The sequence below is a fragment of the Rhodococcus sp. BH4 genome (assembly GCF_002079265.1).
Taxonomy (GTDB): Bacteria; Actinomycetota; Actinomycetes; order Mycobacteriales; family Mycobacteriaceae; genus Rhodococcus_F; species Rhodococcus_F qingshengii.
This window is the reverse complement of the sequence record NZ_CP014941.1, coordinates 5,188,064-5,208,822: the sequence shown is the minus strand read 5'-3', so window position 1 is coordinate 5,208,822 and position 20,759 is coordinate 5,188,064. Positions and strand designations below refer to the sequence as shown.

Genomic DNA, 20,759 nt, shown 5'->3' with positions numbered 1-20,759 from the left:
AGAGAACCTTCATGAGCAACTACAGCGTCGTGGCAACGGGGGACGTTGCCGCAATTCACCAGCTGTACGGCCACCAGAGTCATTGCATAGACTCTGGGCGCCAGCAGGATTGGGCGCAGACATTCACCGATGGCGGTGAGTTTCATTCCCCCAGTTATCCGGAACCCGTGGTCGGTTTCGACGCCCTTGCGGCTTTTGCTGCTCGCTTCTTCGCGGCGGCGGAAGCTACTGACGAAGTGCATCGCCACGTTCTGACCAATCTCGTCGTCGAGGCGGTGGACGAGAGTGCTCTCACAGTGCACGGGTACCTGCAGATCGTTGCCACCGCTCGCGGCGGAGACTCGCGACTGGTGCGGATGACAACTGTCACAGATCACGTGGTTCGGGTCGGCGAGGAGTGGAAGATCGCCCGCCGCACCGTCTCCCGCGACGACGCGCCCCGAGCGTCCGAACAAGCTTGAAGTACCGAAATGTTTCTTGCACAACAATATTCAGTAGGAGAAGTACATCATGACCGAAAGCTCTGACCAGACGAACCCGGGCCGTACCGTTGTGACGCAGATGTCGGCGGTGTACCCGGAGTTGGCAGGCAAGGTCGCAGTGGTGACCGGCGCGGCTCAGGGTATGGGTGCGACGTTCGCCGAAGGACTGGCAACGCGCGGCGTACATGTCGTCGGCGCCGACATCAACGAAGAGCAGATGCTCGCCACGGCCGCACGAATCAACACGGACCTCGAATCGAATGCACTGGCGGACAAGCCGGGTCGCGTCGTCGGAGCTCGGGTCGACGTCACCAAGCCCGACGAGCATGAATTGCTTGCGCAGTTGGCGTTGAAGGAGTTCGGCCGGGTCGATTTCTGGATCAACAATGCGGGTATCTTCCCGTTTGCGCTGGCCGAGGAGATCACCCCGGAGCAGATCGGCGCAACGCTGAGTGTCAATGTCGAAGGAGTGCTCTACGGTGCGCAGGCGGCGGCACGTCACCTCGGTCCCGGCGGCGCCATCGTCAACATGTCTTCGGTGTCTGCGCTGCGTGTGCGGAAGGGGAGGGGCGCATACTGCACGTCGAAAGCTGCCGTTGCGCACCTCACGGAGTCTCTCGCAGTGGAGTTCGGCGACAAGGGTATTCGGGTCAACTCCATTGCGCCCGGCTACATCGACACGGCGATGACGAAGTGGGTTCAGGAAGATCCGATCGCGCTCGCGAACGCACTCGACGCGGTACCGCTGCATCGTCTGGGCTCGCCCGAAGAGGTCTTCGGCCCGCTGCTGTTCCTGCTCTCGGACAGCGCGCGTTACGTCACCGGGCACAGCATTGCGGTGGACGGTGGTTCGCGGCATGTCTGAGTCCACGACATATCCCGGCGTCGTTCTCGTTACCGGCGGTGCTGCCGGGATGGGAGCGCATCACGCGCACACTCTCGCCGCGCGCGGTTCGCATGTCTGCATTGCCGATGTTTCGGATTCATCCGGCGTGGTCGACGACATCGTCGCCGCAGGCGGATCGGCGTCCGCTCATATTCTCGACGTCACCGATGTCGATGCCTGGGACCGGGTTGTCGACGAAATTCGCACCACCCGTGGGGAACTCGGCGGACTGGTCAACAATGCCGGTATCTCGCGTCGGCTCGAATTCATGGACACCCCGAACGACATCTGGGAGCTGACCATGAAGATCAACCTCTTCGGCCCGTTCTACGGTATGAAGGCGGTGGCGCCGCTGATGCGCGAGAGTGGTGGCGGATCGATCGTCAACATCTCGTCCATCGCCGGTCAGATCGGATACTTCTCTCCGGCTTACTCGTCGAGCAAGTGGGGTCTGACCGGTCTGTCGAAGTCGGCCGCAGGCAACTTCGCGCAGTGGGGGATTCGCGTCAACTCGGTGCACCCGGGACTGGTCGGTACGGCGCTGCTCGGCGGCGCGAACGACTTCGTCGCCGCGTCACTGAAGTCGGTTCCCTTCGGACGCATGGGAACTCTCGACGAGATCACCGAAGCAGTGCTGTTCCTGCTCTCGAACAGTTCCACCTACACCACCGGTACGGAACTCACTGTCGACGGCGGGTTGGTGTCGAACGGTCTTTACCACCGCATCATCGCGGAGACTGGAGAACTTTCATGACCGAACACTGGGACGTCGTTGTCATCGGTGGCGGCGGAGCAGGTCTCGCCGCTGCGGTGTCGGCAGCTGAAGAAGGCGCATCCGTTCTGCTGTTCGAATCCGAAACCGAACTCGGTGGATCCACCGCGCTGTCGGCCGGCATCTTCACGGCCGCCGGAACGAGCGTGCAGGCCGGCCTCGGCGTCGACGACTCGGCAGAGAAGTTCTTCCAGCACTACATGGACCTCAACCAGTGGATGCTCTCACCCGGATTGATTCGTGCGTTCTGCGAAAACGCCGGTCCGACACTGGAATGGCTCATCGGACTCGGCGTCGAGATTCCCGCGACGATCTCGGGTAACGCTCACCAGCCGGGACTCGCCCAAGCCGGCGTCGAGGACGTCTGGCGCGGCCACGTGCCCAAGGACCAGGGATACGGACTGATTCAGGTGCTGGACAAGGCTCGTCGTAAGCACGGGATCGAGGTCATCTTCGGAACACGGGTGCAGAAGCTGATCGAGGAAGACGGTCGGGTTGTCGGCGTTGTCGCCGACGACATCGAGGTGCCTGCGGGCGCCGTCGTTGTTGCCTCCGGTGGATTCGCGCAAGATCCGGGTTTGGTGGAACGCCACTTCCCGGACGCGAACAAGGCCGGAGAGGCCTTGTTCGTCGTCGCAGCCGAGGGGAGCCGCGGAGACCATCTTCGTTTTGCCGAAGACCTCGGTGCTTCCCTGGCGGGCGACGGCTGGGGTCTGATGCTGCCCACCGTCTACTTCCAGCGATTCCACCACTGGCAGGCCGGCTTTCCGCCGAAGTCGCGGATCTACGTCAACCAGGACGGCCGTCGTTTCATGGACGAGGACAGCTCGTACGCGGTCTCGACCGGCATCATCGACCATCAGGGTGGATACGGTTGGATGATCTTCGACGAGAACGCTCGCGTGAATCTGGCTCCAGGATATGCGGATTGGAATCCCGAACGCATCGAGGAAGAAGTTGCCGCCGGTGGCACGATTCGTGCGGACACGATCGAAGACCTCGCAGTGGCTACGGGTGTTCCGGTTGCGACGTTGGCGCAAACCCTGCGTCGATGGAACGACCAACTGCCCAGCGGTCACGACGACGACTTCCTCCGCCATCGCACGTTGCGGAACAAGGGTGCCGTCGGCAATCCGGATCCTATTGCGACAGCTCCGTTCTATGCCGCGAAAATCCTTCCGGCAGAGCTCGTCTGTACGCATGCGGGAATGGAGATCAACACCGATGCCGCCGTGCTCGGCAGCACCGGAGTACCTATCGAGGGTCTGTACGCCGCAGGTGAGGCCGGCGCCGGAATCCTCGGACTGAGATACGTGGGCGGCGGCAATGCGGTTGCCAACGCTTTGACCATGGGCCGCGTAGCGGGACGTAATGCGGCGAATTACACCAGGACCAGCGCTGAGAGCGCACCGGTCCATTCCATCGCGCACTCCTGACGTCCGACGTCTGCGCGGCACCGAATCCAGTCAGTATCCAATCCAGGCAGGGAACAACATGTCAGAGAATGAGACCATGGCGAGAGCCGAATCCACCGAGGGCAGCAGCGTGGCAACCGAACGACAGTCGACGACGAAGGTAATTCGCGCGGCCATCGTCGGTACCGTCGTCGAGTACTACGACTTCGGTATCTACGGATACATGGCCACGACGATCGCCGCGCTGTTCTTCGTTTCCCATGACCCGAACGCAGCACTGCTCGGTACCTTTGCAGCATTCGCCGTGGCCTTCTTCCTACGCGTGCCCGGCGGCATCTTCTTCGGCCACATCGGCGACAAGTACGGCCGCAAGAACGCGCTGTCCTGGACCATCCTCCTGATGGTTCTCGCGACAGCCGGAATGGGCCTGCTGCCGACTTACGCCACGTTGGGTGTGTGGGCGACGTCCATCCTGGTTCTGGCTCGTTGCCTGCAGGGCTTCGCGGCCGGCGGTGAACTCGGCGGCGCCAACGCGTTCGTCTCCGAGTCCGCTCCCAAACGGTGGCGTGCGACGCAGACCTCGATGGTCAATACCGGCACCTACCTGGGTTCGCTGGCAGCTTCGCTCATGGCCCTCGGCCTGACGTCGGTGTTCTCGCAAGAGCAGATCCTCGAATGGGCTTGGCGTATCCCGTTCCTGCTCAGCCTGCTGATCGGTGGCATCGGTATCTGGATCCGCAGCCAGATGGAAGACACTCCTCAGTTCGAAGAACTGCAGGACAAGGGTGAGACCAAGAAGCTTCCCATCCGTGAGTTGCTCAGCACCTCCGGTGGCAGCGTCGTCAAGATCATCCTGCTGGGCGCACTCATCACCGGCGGTTACTACATCGCCTCGGTGTATGCCGCGACGTACCTGCAGACCACCGGCGGTCATTCGTCGCGCGTTGCTTTCCTTTCCACCTCTCTTGCACTGGTTCTCGGCGTCATCACGTTGCCGATCTCGGGATACATGGCAGACAAGTACGGGCGTCGGCCGGTGCTGTTCGCCGGTAGTGCCGCCGCAGTGGTTCTCGGAATCCCGATGTTCATGATGATGGCCGGTTCTGGCATCTGGCAGGCGGTTGTCGGTCAGTCAGTGCTCTTCATCTGCGTTTCCGTTGTCAACGGTGCTTCGTACGTGACCTATGTCGAAATGCTGAAAGCATCTGTGCGGTACAGCGGTCTGGCATTGGGTAACAACGTCACCAACATGTTCCTCGGTGGCACCGCGCCTTTCATCGCCACCTATCTCATCAGCTTGACCGGTAACTCTCTCGCTCCGGCTGGATACTTCGTCTTCTGTGCGGTGATCACCCTCGTCACGGTCTTCTTCATCAAGGAGACCAAGGGTGTTGAACTGCAGGTTGATTGATCATCGGGTAGAACAGGAGCCTGACCGTGTCCCTCGCTGACAAGCAAGAAATCACCGAAGTTCTGTATCGCTACGCTCGGGCCGTCGATCGGAAGGATTTCGACAGCGTGGCCCTCTGCTACTTCGACGACGCGATAGACAACCACGGTGGTTACATCGGAACCGTCGACGGGCTGATCGAAGACATGAAGCTCAGACACAAGACGATCGACTCGTCGATTCACTGCATTTCCAACATACTGATCGACGTCAACGGCGATGTCGCTCAGTGCGAGTCGTACTGTTTGTGCTTTCTGCGGCAAGAGCGTTCCGGTACGGATACGGTGCAGACGCTTGCGACGATCAAATGCCGTTACGTCGACAGGTTCGAAAGGCGCCACGGTGAATGGCGAATCGCCGATCGGATTGTCGTGTTCGACGAATCCCGTGAAGACGTGATCGAGAACATCCTGTCCACGGACTGGGTGACGCAACGTCGATCCTTCGACGATCCGGTGTACACCAGGACGCCTTGACCAGTAGTGCAGACGAAGGCCTTCACACACATCGTGTGTGAAGGCCTTTCGCCTGTTCACTTCTCGTGTCAGCCCACTGCGCCTGGTGCGGCGACCTCGGTCAAACGGCCGTCCGAGAGCCTGAGCCAGCGTTCGACCTTGACCTCGGCCAGGAATCTCTCGTCGTGGCTGACCACCACGAACGCCCCCTGATATGCATTCAGGGCACTTTCGAGTTGAGCAACGCTCACCAAGTCGAGGTTGTTGGTCGGCTCGTCGAGAAGAAGCAGCTGCGGGGCCGGATCGGCGAAGAGAACGCACGCCAATGTAGCCCGCAGTCGTTCACCGCCCGAGAGTGCAGCGACGGGAAGATGAGCACCCGCACCCCGAAAGAGGAAGCGCGCCAGGATGTTCATGCGTTCCGGTGCCGGTAGGCCTGGAGCAGACAAGGCAAAGTTCTCTGCGACGGTGCGTGCGGGGTCGAGTAGGTCGAGCCTCTGCGACAGGTATGCCACTCGACCGTCGGCTCGCGTGATCTCACCGGAAGTCGGCGCCACATCCCCGTTGACGATGCGTAGCAACGTCGACTTTCCGACGCCGTTCGGCCCGGTCAACGCGATACGCTCCGGTCCTCGAATGGCCAGGTCGATTCCGGAGTCGGCGAAGATCGCATGATCACCGAACGCGAATTGCATTCGCTCACCGAGGAACACCGTCCGGCCGGCGGGTACATGTGTGCCAGGCAATTCGAGTGAAATCGTCTGGTCGTCTCGAAGAGCGCGGCCCGCTTTGTCGAGTCGTTCCTTCGCCGCGTCGACCCGGGCGAGGTGTGTCTCGTTGGCCTTGCCGGCCGACTCCTGAGCATTGCGCTTCATGGTCCCCGCAAAGATCTTGGGCAAGCCCGCGTTCCCGAGATTGCGGGCAGCGTTACTTGCGCGTCGCGAAGCACGTTCTCGGGCCTGCTGCAGTTCGCGCTTCTCGCGCTTGACCTCTTGCTCGGCGTTGCGGATGTTCTTCTCCGCCACTTCGCGAGCCGAGCGTGCCGCGGCTTCGTAGTCGGTGAAATTGCCACCGTAGAAGCTGATCTCGCCGCTGTGAAGTTCGGCGATGCGGTCCATGCGGTCGAGTAGGCCTCGATCGTGACTGACCACCAACAGACAACCACTCCAGTCGTCGAGAACGTCGTAAAGCCTGCGGCGCGCGTCCAGGTCGAGGTTGTTGGTGGGTTCGTCGAGGAGAAGGACATCGGGGCGTCGCAGGAGTTGCGCCGCCAGTCCGAGCGAGACGACCTGCCCGCCGCTCAGAGTGTCGAGGCGACGATCGAACGTCATGTCGCCCAAACCGAGTCGACCGAGTTGGGCTCGCGTTCGTTCCTCGATATCCCAGTCGGACCCGATTGTCGTGAAGTGTTCTTCTCGTGTGTCCCCGGATTCGACAGCGTCCAGCGCGTCAAGAATCGGGGCGATGCCCAAGACCTCGGCAATGGTCAGATCGCCCGTCAGTGGCAGGTCCTGCGGAAGGTATCCGAGAACGCCGTCGACGGACACACTGCCGGCGCGCGGCCGCAACTGGCCGGCGATCAATCTGAGCAGAGTGCTTTTCCCGACGCCGTTCTGGGCCACCAGCCCGGTTCGGCCGCCGGGCACGGTGAATGACAATTCGTCGAAGACCGGAGTGTCGTCCGGCCAGGCAAAAGACAGATTCGAGCAAACGATGTAGGTATCGGACATGAATAGACCTCAGGTGTTGTGCGGGCGCGGCAACGCTGCTCCGCGAAGAGTCGGGTAAGTGAACGACAACATGGCCACGACGGCAGCGCTCCGAGGCGTCTGCCGGTGGCCGTCATGCCCGGTTTTATCCGGAGATGTCGAGTTCACCAACCATGTCTGATCCTTTTTGGTCTGTGTTGTTTCATCCGACGATAACAGGAGCCGGTATCTACATACGAGCAATACCGGCGCAGAGAAGTTCGACCAGTCGTCGATACACCCGATCCGGGTCGGTGCCGGCCGGTTGTCCCTCTACCGATTCGAGGATGCAGAAGCCGTGCAGCGCACTGCGAAGAGACCACGCCGCCTGCTCCGAATCATCCGGGCTCAGACCGTATCCCGCGATCACCTTGTTGATGACGTCGACCACCTCGCCGACGGCGGAGACCAGATCGGGATGCGGTGCAGTGGGGTAGCGGTCGGTGATGGCGTAGAGCCCGGGGTGTACTCGGACGAACGCACGCCATGCGTCCGCGAGCGCCATGACGGCGTCGTCGCGCGAGAGACCGACCGCGGCGGCACGCAGTTGTTCGGCGAGAAGGTTGCGTGCGAGGAGGCTGAGTTGATGGTGGACGTCGTCGACCCCGTCGACGTGTTTGTACAGGGCTGACTGCCGGACGTCGAGGGTCTCGGCGAGTTGACTCAGTACCAGAGCGTCGGCGCCTTTGCTGTCGACGAGATCGGCTGCGGCAGCGATCACGCGTTCACGGGTAACCGGAGTTCTCATGCACGCATCTTCCCTGTATGACAGGCTTCGCGTCGGTGATACATTATCACCATGAGTGATGAAGTATCGCCACGCGAGCCGTCCGGCGATCAACTACGCCGTCGTGACCTGCGCGTAGTCGTCACCGGTGCATGCATCCTCGGGTTGACCTCGGTGCTCTACGAACTCTCAGGAGTGTCTCCGTCGACGGGTGCATTCTTTCGGTGTCTCTATGCGCTCATCCCTCTCGGCATGCTCGTGCTCGTTCAGCGTCGTCGGTCACCCCGGCCTTCGGTCTCGGCGCCCTGGATCGTGAAGTCTCTACTTGCCGGCGCGTTCCTCGGAATCGATCTGGTGCTCTGGCACGAGTCGATTCATTCGATCGGGGCAGGTCTTTCGACTGTGATCCTGAATTTGCAGGTGCTGTTCGTCGCAATCCTCGGCTACGTTGTCCTGCGCCAACGGATCGGCCGGGAACTGGTCGCCAGCCTTCCGTTGCTCTTTGTCGGAGTTGCTCTGGTAGCCGGGACGAGCACAACGCTCACCGGGTCGAATCCTGCTGTCGGAGTGTCGTTTGCCGTGATCGCCGCAGGCGCGTACGCGGTCTACATCTTCCTCATGGGTCTGGCTACTCGGGCGGCGGGCAGAACGGCGTTGCCGATGTTCGTCTCGACGGGAGCCACTGCCCTCACGGCAGGTGCATACGGCCTCGTGAGTGGAACTTTGGATCTGACCCCTTCGCTCGTAGCTCAAGGCTGGCTTGTGCTGCTCGCGTTGGTATCTCAGGTGATCGGGTGGCTGCTGGTAGCCAGCGCCAGTCAGCGTCTGCCTGCCAGTGCAGTCGCCGCCAGCCTCGTGTTGCAATCGGCGTCAGCACTGTTGTTCGGCGCGGTGATGCTTGCGCAGACCCCAACTCTCGTCCAACTTGCAGGTGCCGGAATGATTTTGGCCGGAGTGGTTGTGGCGACGCGGATACCCGCGAAGAAATCCTCGACGACTGTTGTCGGAAAACGAATGGAGACAAGCGTATGACCACGGCGGCTGACCACATCTACATCAACGGCGACATCAGGGCCATGGACGGTGCGGTCGGCGACAACGCGACCGCTGTGGCAGTCAAGGACGGCAGATTTGTCGCCCTCGGAACTGACGCCGAGATCTCGGCGCTGACCGATTCCGAAACCTCCGTTGTCGATCTCGCCGGAGCGGTGGTTGTTCCGGGGTTCATCGAGACGCACCTTCATCCGATGATGTGGGGTTTGATGCTCAGTGGGGTCGACGCAACGACGAATACGTGCCCGACCATCGAGAAGTTGATCACGGCGTTGGCCGCGCGGGCCGCGATCACACCAGTTGGCGAGCCCATCGAAGCGTGGGGCTTTGACGACAGCCTCGTGGCGGAAGATCGAGGCCTGACCGCGGTTGATCTGGACAAGGCTTCCACCGATCATCCGATTCTGGTGCGGCACTTGTCTGCTCACGGAATCTATGTCAACTCGGTCGCACTGGAGAAGGCCGGGATCGATGCCACCACGGTCGATCCGGAGGGTGGTGTCATCGTTCGGGACAGCGACGGTGTACCCACCGGTGAACTGTGCGAGGTTCCGGCAATGTCTCTGGTTCACGGACTTGTTCCGGATATGAACCCGGACGCGTCCAAGATCGCGATGCTGCGGGCGCAGGAAGTCATGGCGTCGGTGGGCGTGACGAGTTTCCACGACATGTACGTCACGGCCGAGATGTACGAGGCGTACCGGCAACTCGACGCCGATGGTGACTTGAGGCTGCGTGCGCGCCTCTATCTCGGCCACGGGGTTCACGATCAGTTGGGTGAACTCGCCGATTCGACGGAGCGAGTTCGTGTGGGCGGCGTCAAACTCATTTCGGACGGGTCGATTCAGTTGCACACCGCTGCGCTGACCGCGCCGTACCACGATCTGGGCGGATGCCACTGCGGCGGAATGGCAATCCCGGCAGGTGCGCTCGGGGCACTCGTCGAGGAACATCACGCCGCCGGCCGACAGGTTGCGATTCATACCAACGGTGATCAGGCCATCGATTTTGCATTGGACGCAATTGCAGCGGCACGGACGGCGCACCCGGACATCGAAGTTTCGCATCGCCTCGAGCACGTTCAGACGTTGCGGGAAGATCAGATCGCGCGGATGGTCGAACTCGGGGTGGTGGCGTCGATCTTCGTGAACCACGTCTACTACTGGGGTGACCGGCACCGCGATCGTTTTCTCGGACCGGGTCGCGGCGAGCGGATCAGCCCCGTGGCGTCGGTCGTGGCGGCGGGGCTTGCCTACGCGCTGCATTGCGACTGCCCTGTCACTCCAGTGAACCCGCTCTTCACGATGAACACCGCCGTACATCGTGTGACGCGAGAAGGTCATGTTCTGGGTGCGGAGCAACGGGTTTCCGCGTCCGAGGCGCTGGCCGGCTACACAAGCGCAGCCGCTCGTCTCACCGGTGAGTCATCGGACAAAGGTCGGATAGCGGTGGGACTTTTGGCGGATTTTGTTGTGCTCGACGGAGATCCGCTGCGCAGCGAATCGACAGACTTGAATGAACTGTCGGTCCTGCGCACGGTTGTCGGAGGTGAGACCGTCTTCGGGGCGTAGATGCTCGTCGTTTTACCTTGGGATTGGGTGCCGGTAGTCAACTCCTTACCGGCTTCGCAACTGTAGATGCACGTGGGCCGGGGAGCGAATTTGCTTCCCGGCCCACAGCTTTGGATGCAGCACGGGCAGTCGCGATTCGATGGTCGGACAAAGTTATTGGTGGAGTGCTGGTTTCGGAGCGCGCGAGAGTTTGTCCTGGCCGGCCGATCCGGCGGGGCGCAGCGATCGATGGCGCCCGTGTCCGTGGCGCTAGTGGACGAAATGCGGGGGTCTCGAAACGGCTCGATCCTTCTGTTTGCTCGAGGGTCGCTGTTCTCGGCGAGTTCGTTCGTGGATTCCCGGACATACCAAGAGTATCTAGAACTTGTTCTTGTTTGGATCGGAATGAATCGCCCGTTCGATCGCAGAACACTTTTTGGTAAATAGTTGCGATGCACAGCTAACTATTTCTAACGGTACTGGTCAGGGTGCAGAATTAGCCCTTGAGGGATGTCGAAATTCCTTCTGAACGTTTGACCAGTAAAACCGCCACAAAAGCTGATACGTGTGATAAAAATTGATCCGAAGCGGAGCGGTTGCTATGTATGAGCGAGGGCATGCACAGCGTCACGGTTCGGCTCGCAAGCTTTCTGCAACATGTTTGGCACCGATGGCGGATGTACCTCGTTCCGCCATCTCTTCACCCAATGCCCGGCAACGGGACAGACGAAATGAGTCTTCACATGCCTCGATTTTTCCCGGTCGGGGACGGACGAGAATCCCGTCTCCCCCGGCGCGCCACTGCTGTGTTGGCGGCTCTGCCGGCTGCACTGCTCCTCGCGACCTCGGGTGCGCTGCTTGCACCTGGTAGCGCCGCGGCCGCCCCGGGCGACGACATCACTGACCAGTGCCTGGAGATGTCCCAGAACGGTGGACCCTGGGTGAAGCCGGCGGCCTTCGATCCCAGTGGAACCGACTACATCCCAATCCCCGGTGACGAGGGCACGCAGTTGGCCTTCAACGTTCGTAATGTCTGCGACCTTCCTGCCACGCTCACTCTTTTCAGTGAGAGCTGGTCCGTCTCGGGCGGCGGCACTGCGACAGTGCGGGGCAAGCTCGACGGCCAGGTCGGCCAGCAGTTCGTGATCGGGCCGAATGCGAATTCGTCGACGCGGATCGAGCTGGTGAAAACGCCTCTCGCACAGAACGCCAACGTGATGGCTGGTTTCATGATTGGCATCCCTGCCGGCGAAGTTTTGCAGGGATACGAGATCAACCCCGGCTGGGGTCTCGTCCTGGTGGAGGGCGAGCCCGTCGTTGTTGCTCCCAGCGCGCCGACCGGTTTGACTCTGGGTTCGGCCGAAGTAGCGTCGGGCACACCCGTCAAGGTCTCCGGCAAGGCAGAGCCGAACAGTACCGTCACCGTGACCGGAGGCGGCGCCACCTGCACCGCCACCGCGGATACGAGTGGGAACTTCAGCTGCAACCTGACGATCACCACGCCCGGCAGTCATCCGATCACCGCCACTGCGACAAATGAGGGTGGGACCAGCCCGGCCTCTACCGCGGTGACGGTGAAGGTCACGGCGAAAACCACCGATCCAGGTGGCAGCAGCAGCGGTTCGCTCGGAAGTAGCACCGGTTCGCTCGGAAGTCTCGACCTGTTCGGCAGCCTCGGCGGATAACCACTCCGGCCCAACCGGCCACTTAGACCTCGCGATGCGCGGGGCGATCTCGACCATCTCCGCGCATCGCCAACCTTCTCGGTCACCGAATTCAATTCGGCGGCTTCATTTCCCATGCCCCTTCCTGGGGCTGTTTCACCGGAGTGCACATCCGCACGGCCCGGGCTCAACCAAGCGCGTCGGATGTCCCGCCGCGAACTGCACAGGAGGAATGCCAGATGAACAAGACCACAAAGGGTGCGATCGCCGCAGGTGCGGCTGCTGTTCTGCTCGCAGGTGGTGCCGGAACCATGGCTGCGTGGAACGCGTCGACCGGCGCTGGCGGAAGCCAGACCGTCAATGCCGGCTCGATGACGATCAGCGAAGCGGCCGGCTCCGGCGTATGGAAGCTCGGCGCGAACACGTTCAACCCGGCCAGCGACAAAATTGTCCCCGGTGACGTACTCACCTACACCGCCACGTACAACTACACCCTCGTCGGCACCAACCTGAAGGCGACGCTGACACCTACCGTCGGCGGAATCTCCGGGGCTCTCGCGAGCAAGCTGGAGGTCGCGACTGCCGGTGGTCAGAACGCGAGCGTCTCCGCGGGCACTGGCACGCGCGATATCACCACGACGATCACGTTCAAGCCGGACACCACCAACACGGACGGCGCTGGCCAGGCAGCCACGCTGTCGGGAGCCTCGGTCACCCTCGAGCAGACGCTCACCCCGTAGTTAATCCGTAACCAGAAGAAGGTCACGTGAAGACCCAATACAAATGGGCGATCGCAGCGTCGTCGGTTCTGCTCATCGGGTTCGTCTCGGTGCAGCAGACCGGCGCGCTGTGGCGCGATACCGCAGAATCGACCGGCGGCACTATCCAGGCAGGCATGCTCGATATCTCTGCCGGCGGTGAAGGGGTCAAGCAGTTCAACCTCGATGGGTTCAAGTTGGACAACAAGGGCCCGGGCGACAGCATTCAGATGCCTCTGCCGGTGATCAACTCCGGCAACGTGCAAATGAACTACGTGCTTTCCGATGTTGTACTCAACGGCGCGACCCCACCGCCGCTGAGCCTGCGCGTGGCCAAGGTAGCCAACGAGGCGGCCTGCACCGCCACTGGCGACGTGGGCACTGAGCTCTACAACGGTGCCATGGACGGCGCGGCCTTTTCCGAACAGCTGGTTCCGGCCGGGCAGATGCAGGTGTTGTGCCTGCGGGCCACGTTGGGCCAGGGCGCGGCAGCGAGCCAGCAGTCCAACGCGACGTTCACTTTCGACGCAAGCTCAGTGAGCCAGTCATGACCGTCACCGCGAGAAGCCGGCGTGCAGGCGAACGTGCCGAGTATCGACCCCGGCACAGCGCACACGTGGAAACATCTGAGCGGCAACATGATCCCGAACAAGGCGGAGACGACAAGACCACCCTATGGTGGTGGACTCGCACCATCGTCTCGTGGGTACTGCTGCTGCTGATGGTCGGCATTCTCGCGGTGATGGTCGTTATCCCTCGACTCACCGGCTCTACCGCGTACACGGTTCTCACCGGTTCGATGGAACCGACCATGCCCCCTGGCACGCTCATCGTGGTCAAGCCGACCCCCAACGAGGATCTGACCACCGGGGACGTGATCACGTTCCAGCCCGTCTCCGGCGATCCAGCGGTGGTCACCCACCGCATCGAAGGCATCTACTACACGGGGGAAGGGGAGCGTCGCATCCACACTCGCGGCGACAACAACCCCGTCGCCGACTCGTGGTCGCTGGTGCCCGAGCAGATCCGTGGTCGGGTCATCTACTCGGTGCCGTATCTGGGCCGGGTGAACTCGATGATCAACGGGCAATCGCGTTCGATTCTCACCACAGGCGTAGCTGCGGGCCTGGCTGTATATGCCGTGTGGATGGTCGTCAGTGGCATCCGCGACAAGCGGGGCAAGGCCGGTGACGACGAAAGTGGCACAGACCCGACTCTTTCCGGCCCTGAACTCGGCGCGCCGGTATTGCCCGCCGATCCATCGGCACCAATCTCCGAATCGAAATAGGACAGCAGAATGTCTACAGAACAGAAATCGGGCGGCGACGCGCGTCTCGGGGCGCGGATGCGAAGCCGTCTGGGCGAGACCGGTTGGATACGGACCCGGGCCGTGCTCTCACTGGGCATGGTCCTGGGCCTCGGAGCGGTCGGCACGATGGCGGCGTGGTCCGACAGCGCTACTGCGACCACCGGCATGTTCAGCACTTCGTCGGTCCAGCTGAAAGTCGACAACCAGCGGCCCGCACACCAATTCACCGAACTCAAGCGCAACAGCATGCTGCCAGGCCAGAGTGAGGCTGGGGCATTGACGGTTCAGAACACCGGAACTGCCAACTTCCAGTGGGCGGTATCGGCAACGGCCACGGGTTCGTCCGCGCTGATCGGGAAGCTCAAGGTTTCCCTACATCAGACCGGCGCCAACGACGGCAGTACCTGTTCAGGACCGATCATCGGGACGCAGCAAGCGTTCTCCGGGAACCCGACACTCGTCTCTGGCCGATCACTCGCTGCCGGTGTTTCGGAGCAGGTGTGCATCAAGGTGACCGTCGATTCGACCGCGGGTCAGACGGAGCAGTTCAAGATCGCCGATCTGGGCTTCAACTTCACCGCAACGGGGCAGTGATCATCGCGATGGACAGCACCGATGAGGAGGTGAGCGTGGGACGCAGTCGTGGCAAGGAAATTGCCTTGAATGTGGCTGCGGTCGCCGGGCTCATCTGCATAATCGCCACTCTCGCGTCCCTGATATTCGGGATCAAACCACTGGTGTTTCGCTCGGGTTCGATGGAACCTGCAATTTCCACCGGTGCGCTGGCGCTGGCGAAGACCGTGCCTGCAACTGAATTGGCTGTCGGCGACGTGATCAGCGTCGACAACGACCAAGGCGTGCGCATCACCCACCGCGTGGTCGAACTCGAATCGGCAGGAGCGGACACCGTGCTCGCCACGCTCAAGGGCGATGCCAACAATGTGGCTGATCGACTGCCCTACACCATCACCGAGGCCGACCGAGTGTTCATCAGCGTCGGCGGGCTCGGCTATGTCGTTGCTTGGCTTTCCAGCCCGCTCGCAACCTTCCTTGGCGGCGGATTGATAGGCGCGGTGCTGGTCATCGCATTTGGACGAACTAAAGACCGGCGTCTGGAGAATGCCCGCGCCGCCACTACAAATGACGCCCGCGTCGATGCTGACGAAACCTGCGGGGAGCTTCAGGAGGCTCATAATGATTGAAATGCGACGGGCTAGCACCCGCATGAAGTCGCTGCGGTCGTTGATCGCTGTCGGCGGCGCTGCTGCAATGGCTTTCGGTCTGGCTCAGGCCACTGGGACGTTGGCAAATCCAACTGACGTGGTCAATTCGACTGGCGCACAGGTGGCGACGGGCAACTTCTATCCGACGCCGTTGACCTCGACTGTGAACTGCTCGACGTCGGGAGGAGCAGACCTATTGGGACGTAGAGCAAACCTGAGCTGGCCCGCGGTTCCAGGTGTCACGGGGTACAAGGTGGTTTTCGTGAGGAAATCCGATCCGAGCTACATCGTTCGAACGGATAATCTGTCGGCGAGCCAAACGTCCATCAGTGGAATTACCCATGGCAGTCGCAATGTGATGTGGGCGCGGGTGTACACCGTGAACGGGCCGGCAATCTCATCTGGTTTCATGTCGTCTGTCGAGATAACCCATAAGGACCTCGTAAGTAACAGGACCGAATGCGAGGGTAATCGTGGTCCGCAATTGGCTAACCAGGCCTGGGAAAATACCAACACCTGGAATCCGGCGACACCGGCACCCAACGGGGCGAACCCTCTGAGCAGGATGCAGGCCGAAGCGATGGTGCCGAACGAGCCTGATGCGTTGGAGACGACCACCACCCAAGCTCCGTCCACGAGCGAGACCGCCAATCCGACAACGTCTACCGAGCCGACCAGCACCACCGAGGCCACGACCACGACGGCACCGAGCACGACAACTCCGGCACCGACCACCCCGGAAACCACGTCGCCGGAGACCACTCCCTCGGCTGATCCGAAGCCGGTTCTGACGGACACAGTCGAGAGTGGCGGCCTCACCGGCGGCTGGACTGCGGGTGGTAACAGGGTTGCAGTGGTCGACGCCGACGGCAACGAACTCGCAAGTGGCCGTGTGGAATCGGGTTCCACTCTGCATTGGTACAACGGCCAGTTGTGGATTGTCGGGGCAACCGAGGTCTACCGCATCATGGAGTCACCGCAGGACGGCACATGGAAGTTCTACAAGGACAGCGGGCAGAACATGCCTGACTTCGGGTAGCGGCCAATCACTCGACGTCTGGACTGTGCCCCCGAGTTTCCGGACCCGGGGGCACAGTCGTAGCTGCGCATGTTCCGACGGTGTCGGGCAATCAGGTAACCGGCTGGTCGCCCGCTGGAGAGGTTTCGGCCGCCCGTGAACTGGATAAACCAACTGCAGACGGCAACGACGTGTAGAGATGCCTGAAGCGTTCGCAGTGGATTGGCACTTATTCGGGGCTCGAGTTATCTTACTGCAAAGTAAGTGTTTGGTGTCGGCGTCGATTGGGGCTATGCCGACCTGAGTACAGGGATCGATATGCGGATGAACCTGGGGGCAGGTGTTCGGCGACGTCGTTGGGCGCGCGACGTATTGGCAGCCGCGACGGCATGTGCGCTGGCGATGTCCGCGTTGCTCTCGGTACAGATTTCAGCGTCGGCGTCCGAGCTGGACGAGTACGTGAATTTGCCTTTGGTGAATCGGAATGCCGAACGCGGTCCGGGCGGTGTCCATCCCGCGTTGCCGACTGATCTCGGCACCTTGCAAGCCCTTGTGGAAGAAGCCCGCGCCAGTGGTCGCAGTCCGGAATCCTATGCGGCCTTGCTGTTTCAGTATCGATTGGTCGCTGCCACGGAAGCCGCCGGAATCGATCTCTCATCGTGGAATCCGCGCGCCGGAGTGTCGGCTAATCGCACGAACCTAGTGAAGTCGTACCGCTACTACGAGGATCTGCAACTCGGTCACCCGGAATTGCAGTGGGCGGGCATGGGTGGACAGGTTGGTGCGGACTTCGGCGGGGGACTGATCGACTTCGAACTGATGGCGGACATGTACTCGTTTCCGAATCTGCAATATGTTGCCAATTCGATAGTTTCTCAGGTCACGGATCAGGTTGGCGTGCAAGCGCTGAACCAATTGCCGGCAGGGCTGCGCGCGCTCGCCGCGGTGGGCAGGAACGTCACGGCGGACGACTTGGATTATGTGCTGGGGATGATCCTGGTGATGCAGAAGAACATCTTCTCGGATCTGATGCCGATGCATCAGGCATACGTGGATGAAGGACTTCCCGCGCTGGAAGAAATGCAAAGTGCCGGAATGTTCGGTCAGGATGTCATGGACGCCTGGCGTGATGTAGCTTCCGGCGATTCGAATCGGATTGCACGTGGGAACGTAGCACTGCTCCAACGTGAGCAAGGGGTGATCATCCGCGACCAGTGGGATACCGTGCGCGCCTACAAAGGTGATGTGGGAGAAGCGATCACCTACGCATCGACCGTTGCCGGCTCGCCCTCGGTCGCCGGCGTGGTCCCGCCTCGCTCGTTCCGGCCCCTCGAGTTCACGACGACACTTGCCGACGGACGCACCGCGACAGTGACACTGCCCCTCCCGGATTGGAACTGGTCGCTCTACGAGGAACGGTGGGACTACATCACCTCACAGCTCTTGCCGAAGTACCGAGCGATGGTCGAAGAAGATTGGCCACGGCTCGTAGCCACATTGAGTGTTCCCTACGAAATTCAATTGGAGAGTCACCGCCCGATGGTGACCCTCCCACAAACTCTCGAATCGGCCCTCTCCAGTTTGAAAGTGACGGTTCAGTGATGTCGTCGGCGACATTCCGAAGGTTGGCGCCGCTGGTAGCGCTGACCGTTGCGCTGGTCCTGCCAGCAACGGCTGGAGCTGAGGTGCCGGACAGTGATGCCCCGAAAGACGTGCAAACTCCTGTATCCGAGGAGTTTCGAACCGACACCCCAACTCTGGGAGAGGTATTCAACGGGTTCACCGTCGGTGCTCTCAGTTCGGGGGAGTTCGCATCCGAAGAGGAGATCTTCACTGCACTCACGCCCGATGATCCGTTTTACGACGAGCCGGTGTTGACCGGCGCCGAGCGTCCCGGTGATCTCCTGAAGTCGAAGAAGGTGGATGTACTGTTCACCGGATACAAACCGGGACAGCTCGACGCCTACAAGATCATGTACGTTACAACCGGAATCGACGGTTCGACGCCGGTGGTGAGCACCGGGATCATGATGATCCCGATCGACGGAACACCGGCATCGGAGAAGAAAGTCATCAGCTACCAGGAGGCCAACGACAGCGTCGGCGGCTACTGTCATCCGAGTTCGCACTGGACGGGCGGCGATCCGTTGGACGGCGCCTCCTGGTCGGCGTTGGGTCCGCTGGCACTGATGTTCGGAAAAGGCTATGCCGTAGTGATATCCGACGTCGGGAACAACGGAGACCGCGATCCTCACGGCGTCTTCGCGGGCAAGTTCGCGGGGCACGCGCAGTTGGATGCTGTGCGTGCAGCATTTCAGGTGCAGGATTCCGGGCTGAATCCTGAGGCGGAGATTGCGTTGTTCGGAATCGCTGGTGGTGGAGTCGGTACTGCATTCGCCGCCGAATCTGCGCAGTCCTACGCACCGGAACTCGACATCGTCTCGACAGTCCTCGAGGGAATGGTGATCAAGCCCCGAACATTCATGGAGACAACAGATTCCTCGGTCGGTGCCGGCTTCGGATTTGCGACGCTCCTTGGCCTCGAACCCTGGTACCCCGAGATGAAGTTGAACGACAAGCTCAATCCCGTGGGCCGAGCGATTGCCGACGTGTACCGGGATGAGTGCCAGATGCCGGCGTACTTCACGCTTCCGTTCGTACCGCTGGCGAGCCTTTTCGAGCCGGGAATCGATCCGACCACAGAACCCAGCTTCCAGCGCGCGTACGACGACAACGTATTGGGTCACGGTGCTCCGGCGTCGAAGGTATTGATAGCTTCGTGCGCAAAGGACGACTCCCCGATGTCACTTGTGCCGGCAGCTGATGCGCGAGAACTGGCGGACACGTACAGAAGCCGATGGACGGACGTGAGCTATCAGCCCACGGACTGCAGTATGGATCGCGCATTCACGGATCCATACGGTTGGGGAACTGATCTGTTCGGAATGCAGACGATCGACTGGATAGCCCACAATTTCGACAACTGAGTGAAACTATCCGGTGACAGCGAGACGCAAACTCTGATGGCGGCGTACGAACATGCTGGGGACCCAACGGGGTGGGGATTCGGAATCGATTGTGAAGTGCGCACTGTTTTCGAGAAGGACTGCGATCGCGGTCTTTGCTTCCAGACGAGCCAGCGCGGCCCCGACACAGAAATGTGCTCCTTTGCCGAAGGCGAAATGTGCTCGGGGATTGACTCTGTCGAGGTTCATCACCTGTGGTTCGACGAACGACTCGGGGTCGCGGTTCGCCGAACCCCACAGCAGTATGAGATGACTGCCGGCGGGCAGTGTCATGCCACCGAGTGTCGTGTCCGCGTTGACATGTCGGTGATGTCCGCGAAAGGGTGACTCGAGCCTGAGCGTTTCTTCCAGGAACGCGCCCACGAGTAGAGGGTCCTCGCGCAGCTGCGTCTGAATCTCAGGGCGCTCGGCGAGCAACCGTGCAGAGTTGGCGATCAGTCCGGCGGTCGATTCGCCACCCGCACCGACGAGTTGCACCAACATCAGCACGGCCACGTCTTCGCTGAGTTCGCCTGCGTCACAGCAACGGACGAGGTCTCCGAGTAGATCATCCACCGGGTGAGCCCGTGCCTCACGAAACTTGCTGTAGAGGTACCCGGTGAGTTCGGCCGCCGAGGTGACGACGCCTGTCAACCGTTCAGCGGTCACGATGCCGCTGAGAAGTTCGGTGCTGTCGTACGACCACGCCAGCAATTGGGGGACGTCGTGTGCCGGCAAGCCGATCAGCGTGGCAACCATCTGCAGCGGCAGCGTGTCCGCTACCGACGTGACCCATTCGATCCGTCGACCGTCGAAGCCGTTGTCCCACAACTGCTGCGTGTACTCGGTCATCACCGGCTCGAGTGCTCGTATACGTTTGGCGACCAGTGTCGGCAAGACAAGTTTGCGCTGGTGTTGATGGTCGGGCTCGTCGGCAGTCGCGAGAACGTGAACAGCTTGGCCGCCGCCGTTCATGTCGAATGTCATTGCCGAACCGTCCGGTGTACGAACCAGCACGCCGGTGAGGTTGTTGGAGAAGTCGTCGGTACGGGAAACGGCTTCGGTGACCAATTCCCACGTGGACACCAGATAGAAGTCGGTATCAGGAATGCGGTACACGGGGTGCTCGCGCCGGAGTACGTCGTATAGCGGGTACGGGTCGTCGATGTTCGACGGCAGGAAAGGGTTGATGTCGAGCGTCGATGGTGTCACGAAGGGAAGATGTCACGGCCGTCGAGGAGAAG

20 protein-coding genes are annotated in these 20,759 nt (G+C 61.3%); 17 read left to right on the top strand and 3 right to left on the bottom strand.

Annotated features, from left to right (window positions below; all coding sequences use genetic code 11):
- Positions 1-11 precede the first annotated feature (11 nt).
- From A0W34_RS24015 to A0W34_RS23990, 6 genes are all read left to right on the top strand, one after another.
- Complete coding sequence (locus A0W34_RS24015; protein ID WP_081558400.1) at positions 12-461, top strand: nuclear transport factor 2 family protein; 450 nt, start codon at positions 12-14, stop codon at positions 459-461.
- A gap of 49 nt (positions 462-510) precedes the next feature.
- Complete coding sequence (locus A0W34_RS24010; protein WP_007731420.1) at positions 511-1,347, top strand: SDR family NAD(P)-dependent oxidoreductase; 837 nt, start codon at positions 511-513, stop codon at positions 1,345-1,347.
- Positions 1,340-2,122: an SDR family NAD(P)-dependent oxidoreductase gene (locus tag A0W34_RS24005; protein ID WP_081558863.1), complete on the top strand. Its 783-nt coding sequence runs from the start codon at positions 1,340-1,342 to the stop codon at positions 2,120-2,122. Before A0W34_RS24010 ends, A0W34_RS24005 begins: the two co-directional genes overlap by 8 nt.
- Positions 2,119-3,576, top strand: a complete 1,458-nt coding sequence (locus A0W34_RS24000) for an FAD-dependent oxidoreductase (protein WP_050654819.1) — start codon at positions 2,119-2,121, stop codon at positions 3,574-3,576. The genes A0W34_RS24005 and A0W34_RS24000 overlap by 4 nt, the downstream gene beginning before the upstream one ends.
- 76 nt (positions 3,577-3,652) lie before the next feature.
- A complete protein-coding gene (locus A0W34_RS23995; protein WP_007731424.1) occupies positions 3,653-4,966 on the top strand; it encodes an MFS transporter in 1,314 nt (437 codons plus the stop codon).
- 26 nt (positions 4,967-4,992) lie between these two features.
- Positions 4,993-5,481: a nuclear transport factor 2 family protein gene (locus A0W34_RS23990; protein WP_030535188.1), complete on the top strand. Its 489-nt coding sequence runs from the start codon at positions 4,993-4,995 to the stop codon at positions 5,479-5,481.
- A gap of 68 nt (positions 5,482-5,549) precedes the next feature.
- Here the strand turns inward: A0W34_RS23990 and A0W34_RS23985 are convergent, their stop codons facing one another.
- Both A0W34_RS23985 and A0W34_RS23980 read right to left on the bottom strand, forming a co-directional pair.
- Complete coding sequence (locus A0W34_RS23985) at positions 5,550-7,190, bottom strand: ABC-F family ATP-binding cassette domain-containing protein (RefSeq protein ID WP_058226218.1); 1,641 nt, start codon at positions 7,188-7,190, stop codon at positions 5,550-5,552.
- Between the two features lie 208 nt (positions 7,191-7,398).
- Positions 7,399-7,956: a TetR/AcrR family transcriptional regulator gene (locus tag A0W34_RS23980; RefSeq protein WP_003940110.1), complete on the bottom strand. Its 558-nt coding sequence runs from the start codon at positions 7,954-7,956 to the stop codon at positions 7,399-7,401.
- Between the two features lie 51 nt (positions 7,957-8,007).
- Between A0W34_RS23980 and A0W34_RS23975 the strand changes: the two genes are divergently transcribed.
- The 11 genes from A0W34_RS23975 to A0W34_RS23925 all read left to right on the top strand — a co-directional run bounded on the left by A0W34_RS23975 (position 8,008) and on the right by A0W34_RS23925 (position 19,497).
- The gene (locus A0W34_RS23975) at positions 8,008-8,967 is read left to right on the top strand and encodes a DMT family transporter (protein WP_058226217.1); all 960 of its coding nucleotides are present in this window, start codon (positions 8,008-8,010) and stop codon (positions 8,965-8,967) included.
- A complete protein-coding gene (locus tag A0W34_RS23970; RefSeq protein ID WP_081558399.1) occupies positions 8,964-10,559 on the top strand; it encodes an amidohydrolase in 1,596 nt (531 codons plus the stop codon). The genes A0W34_RS23975 and A0W34_RS23970 overlap by 4 nt, the downstream gene beginning before the upstream one ends.
- 722 nt (positions 10,560-11,281) lie before the next feature.
- Complete coding sequence (locus A0W34_RS23965; RefSeq protein ID WP_081558862.1) at positions 11,282-12,223, top strand: Ig-like domain-containing protein; 942 nt, start codon at positions 11,282-11,284, stop codon at positions 12,221-12,223.
- A gap of 218 nt (positions 12,224-12,441) precedes the next feature.
- Positions 12,442-12,942: an alternate-type signal peptide domain-containing protein gene (locus A0W34_RS23960; protein ID WP_003939763.1), complete on the top strand. Its 501-nt coding sequence runs from the start codon at positions 12,442-12,444 to the stop codon at positions 12,940-12,942.
- Positions 12,943-12,968: 26 nt separating this feature from the next.
- Positions 12,969-13,511 carry a hypothetical protein gene (locus A0W34_RS23955; RefSeq protein ID WP_019745195.1) on the top strand — a complete coding sequence of 181 codons (543 nt, stop codon included), beginning with the start codon at positions 12,969-12,971 and terminating at the stop codon, positions 13,509-13,511.
- Positions 13,512-13,576: 65 nt separating this feature from the next.
- Positions 13,577-14,248 carry a signal peptidase I gene (locus A0W34_RS23950; RefSeq protein WP_232329915.1) on the top strand — a complete coding sequence of 224 codons (672 nt, stop codon included), beginning with the start codon at positions 13,577-13,579 and terminating at the stop codon, positions 14,246-14,248.
- Positions 14,249-14,257: 9 nt separating this feature from the next.
- The gene (locus A0W34_RS23945) at positions 14,258-14,863 is read left to right on the top strand and encodes a SipW-dependent-type signal peptide-containing protein (RefSeq protein WP_021332053.1); all 606 of its coding nucleotides are present in this window, start codon (positions 14,258-14,260) and stop codon (positions 14,861-14,863) included.
- Between the two features lie 8 nt (positions 14,864-14,871).
- Positions 14,872-15,471, top strand: a complete 600-nt coding sequence (locus tag A0W34_RS23940; RefSeq protein ID WP_198035669.1) for a signal peptidase I — start codon at positions 14,872-14,874, stop codon at positions 15,469-15,471.
- A gap of 1 nt (position 15,472) precedes the next feature.
- A complete protein-coding gene (locus A0W34_RS23935) occupies positions 15,473-16,531 on the top strand; it encodes a hypothetical protein (RefSeq protein WP_228401300.1) in 1,059 nt (352 codons plus the stop codon).
- A gap of 297 nt (positions 16,532-16,828) precedes the next feature.
- The gene (locus A0W34_RS23930) at positions 16,829-18,112 is read left to right on the top strand and encodes a hypothetical protein (protein WP_081558861.1); all 1,284 of its coding nucleotides are present in this window, start codon (positions 16,829-16,831) and stop codon (positions 18,110-18,112) included.
- Positions 18,112-19,497, top strand: coding sequence for a lipase family protein (locus tag A0W34_RS23925; protein WP_425328783.1), 1,386 nt, complete (start codon positions 18,112-18,114; stop codon positions 19,495-19,497). Before A0W34_RS23930 ends, A0W34_RS23925 begins: the two co-directional genes overlap by 1 nt.
- 6 nt (positions 19,498-19,503) lie before the next feature.
- On the opposite strand, the gene A0W34_RS23920 is transcribed toward A0W34_RS23925, so the two are convergent.
- Positions 19,504-20,727: a cytochrome P450 gene (locus A0W34_RS23920; RefSeq protein ID WP_081558396.1), complete on the bottom strand. Its 1,224-nt coding sequence runs from the start codon at positions 20,725-20,727 to the stop codon at positions 19,504-19,506.
- Positions 20,728-20,759 lie beyond the last annotated feature (32 nt).

Coding starts and splice junctions, on each gene's coding strand:
- A0W34_RS23980 (WP_003940110.1), bottom strand. CDS start 7,956: ATGAGAACTCCGGTTACCCGTGAACGCGTGATCGCTGCCGCAGCCGAT.
- A0W34_RS24005 (WP_081558863.1), top strand. CDS start 1,340: ATGTCTGAGTCCACGACATATCCCGGCGTCGTTCTCGTTACCGGCGGT.
- A0W34_RS23995 (WP_007731424.1), top strand. CDS start 3,653: ATGGCGAGAGCCGAATCCACCGAGGGCAGCAGCGTGGCAACCGAACGA.
- A0W34_RS23930 (WP_081558861.1), top strand. CDS start 16,829: ATGCGGATGAACCTGGGGGCAGGTGTTCGGCGACGTCGTTGGGCGCGC.
- A0W34_RS23985 (WP_058226218.1), bottom strand. CDS start 7,190: ATGTCCGATACCTACATCGTTTGCTCGAATCTGTCTTTTGCCTGGCCG.
- A0W34_RS24010 (WP_007731420.1), top strand. CDS start 511: ATGACCGAAAGCTCTGACCAGACGAACCCGGGCCGTACCGTTGTGACG.
- A0W34_RS23960 (WP_003939763.1), top strand. CDS start 12,442: ATGAACAAGACCACAAAGGGTGCGATCGCCGCAGGTGCGGCTGCTGTT.
- A0W34_RS23925 (WP_425328783.1), top strand. CDS start 18,112: ATGTCGTCGGCGACATTCCGAAGGTTGGCGCCGCTGGTAGCGCTGACC.
- A0W34_RS23965 (WP_081558862.1), top strand. CDS start 11,282: ATGCCTCGATTTTTCCCGGTCGGGGACGGACGAGAATCCCGTCTCCCC.
- A0W34_RS23970 (WP_081558399.1), top strand. CDS start 8,964: ATGACCACGGCGGCTGACCACATCTACATCAACGGCGACATCAGGGCC.
- A0W34_RS23940 (WP_198035669.1), top strand. CDS start 14,872: ATGGACAGCACCGATGAGGAGGTGAGCGTGGGACGCAGTCGTGGCAAG.
- A0W34_RS23935 (WP_228401300.1), top strand. CDS start 15,473: ATGCGACGGGCTAGCACCCGCATGAAGTCGCTGCGGTCGTTGATCGCT.
- A0W34_RS24000 (WP_050654819.1), top strand. CDS start 2,119: ATGACCGAACACTGGGACGTCGTTGTCATCGGTGGCGGCGGAGCAGGT.
- A0W34_RS23945 (WP_021332053.1), top strand. CDS start 14,258: ATGTCTACAGAACAGAAATCGGGCGGCGACGCGCGTCTCGGGGCGCGG.
- A0W34_RS24015 (WP_081558400.1), top strand. CDS start 12: ATGAGCAACTACAGCGTCGTGGCAACGGGGGACGTTGCCGCAATTCAC.
- A0W34_RS23975 (WP_058226217.1), top strand. CDS start 8,008: ATGAGTGATGAAGTATCGCCACGCGAGCCGTCCGGCGATCAACTACGC.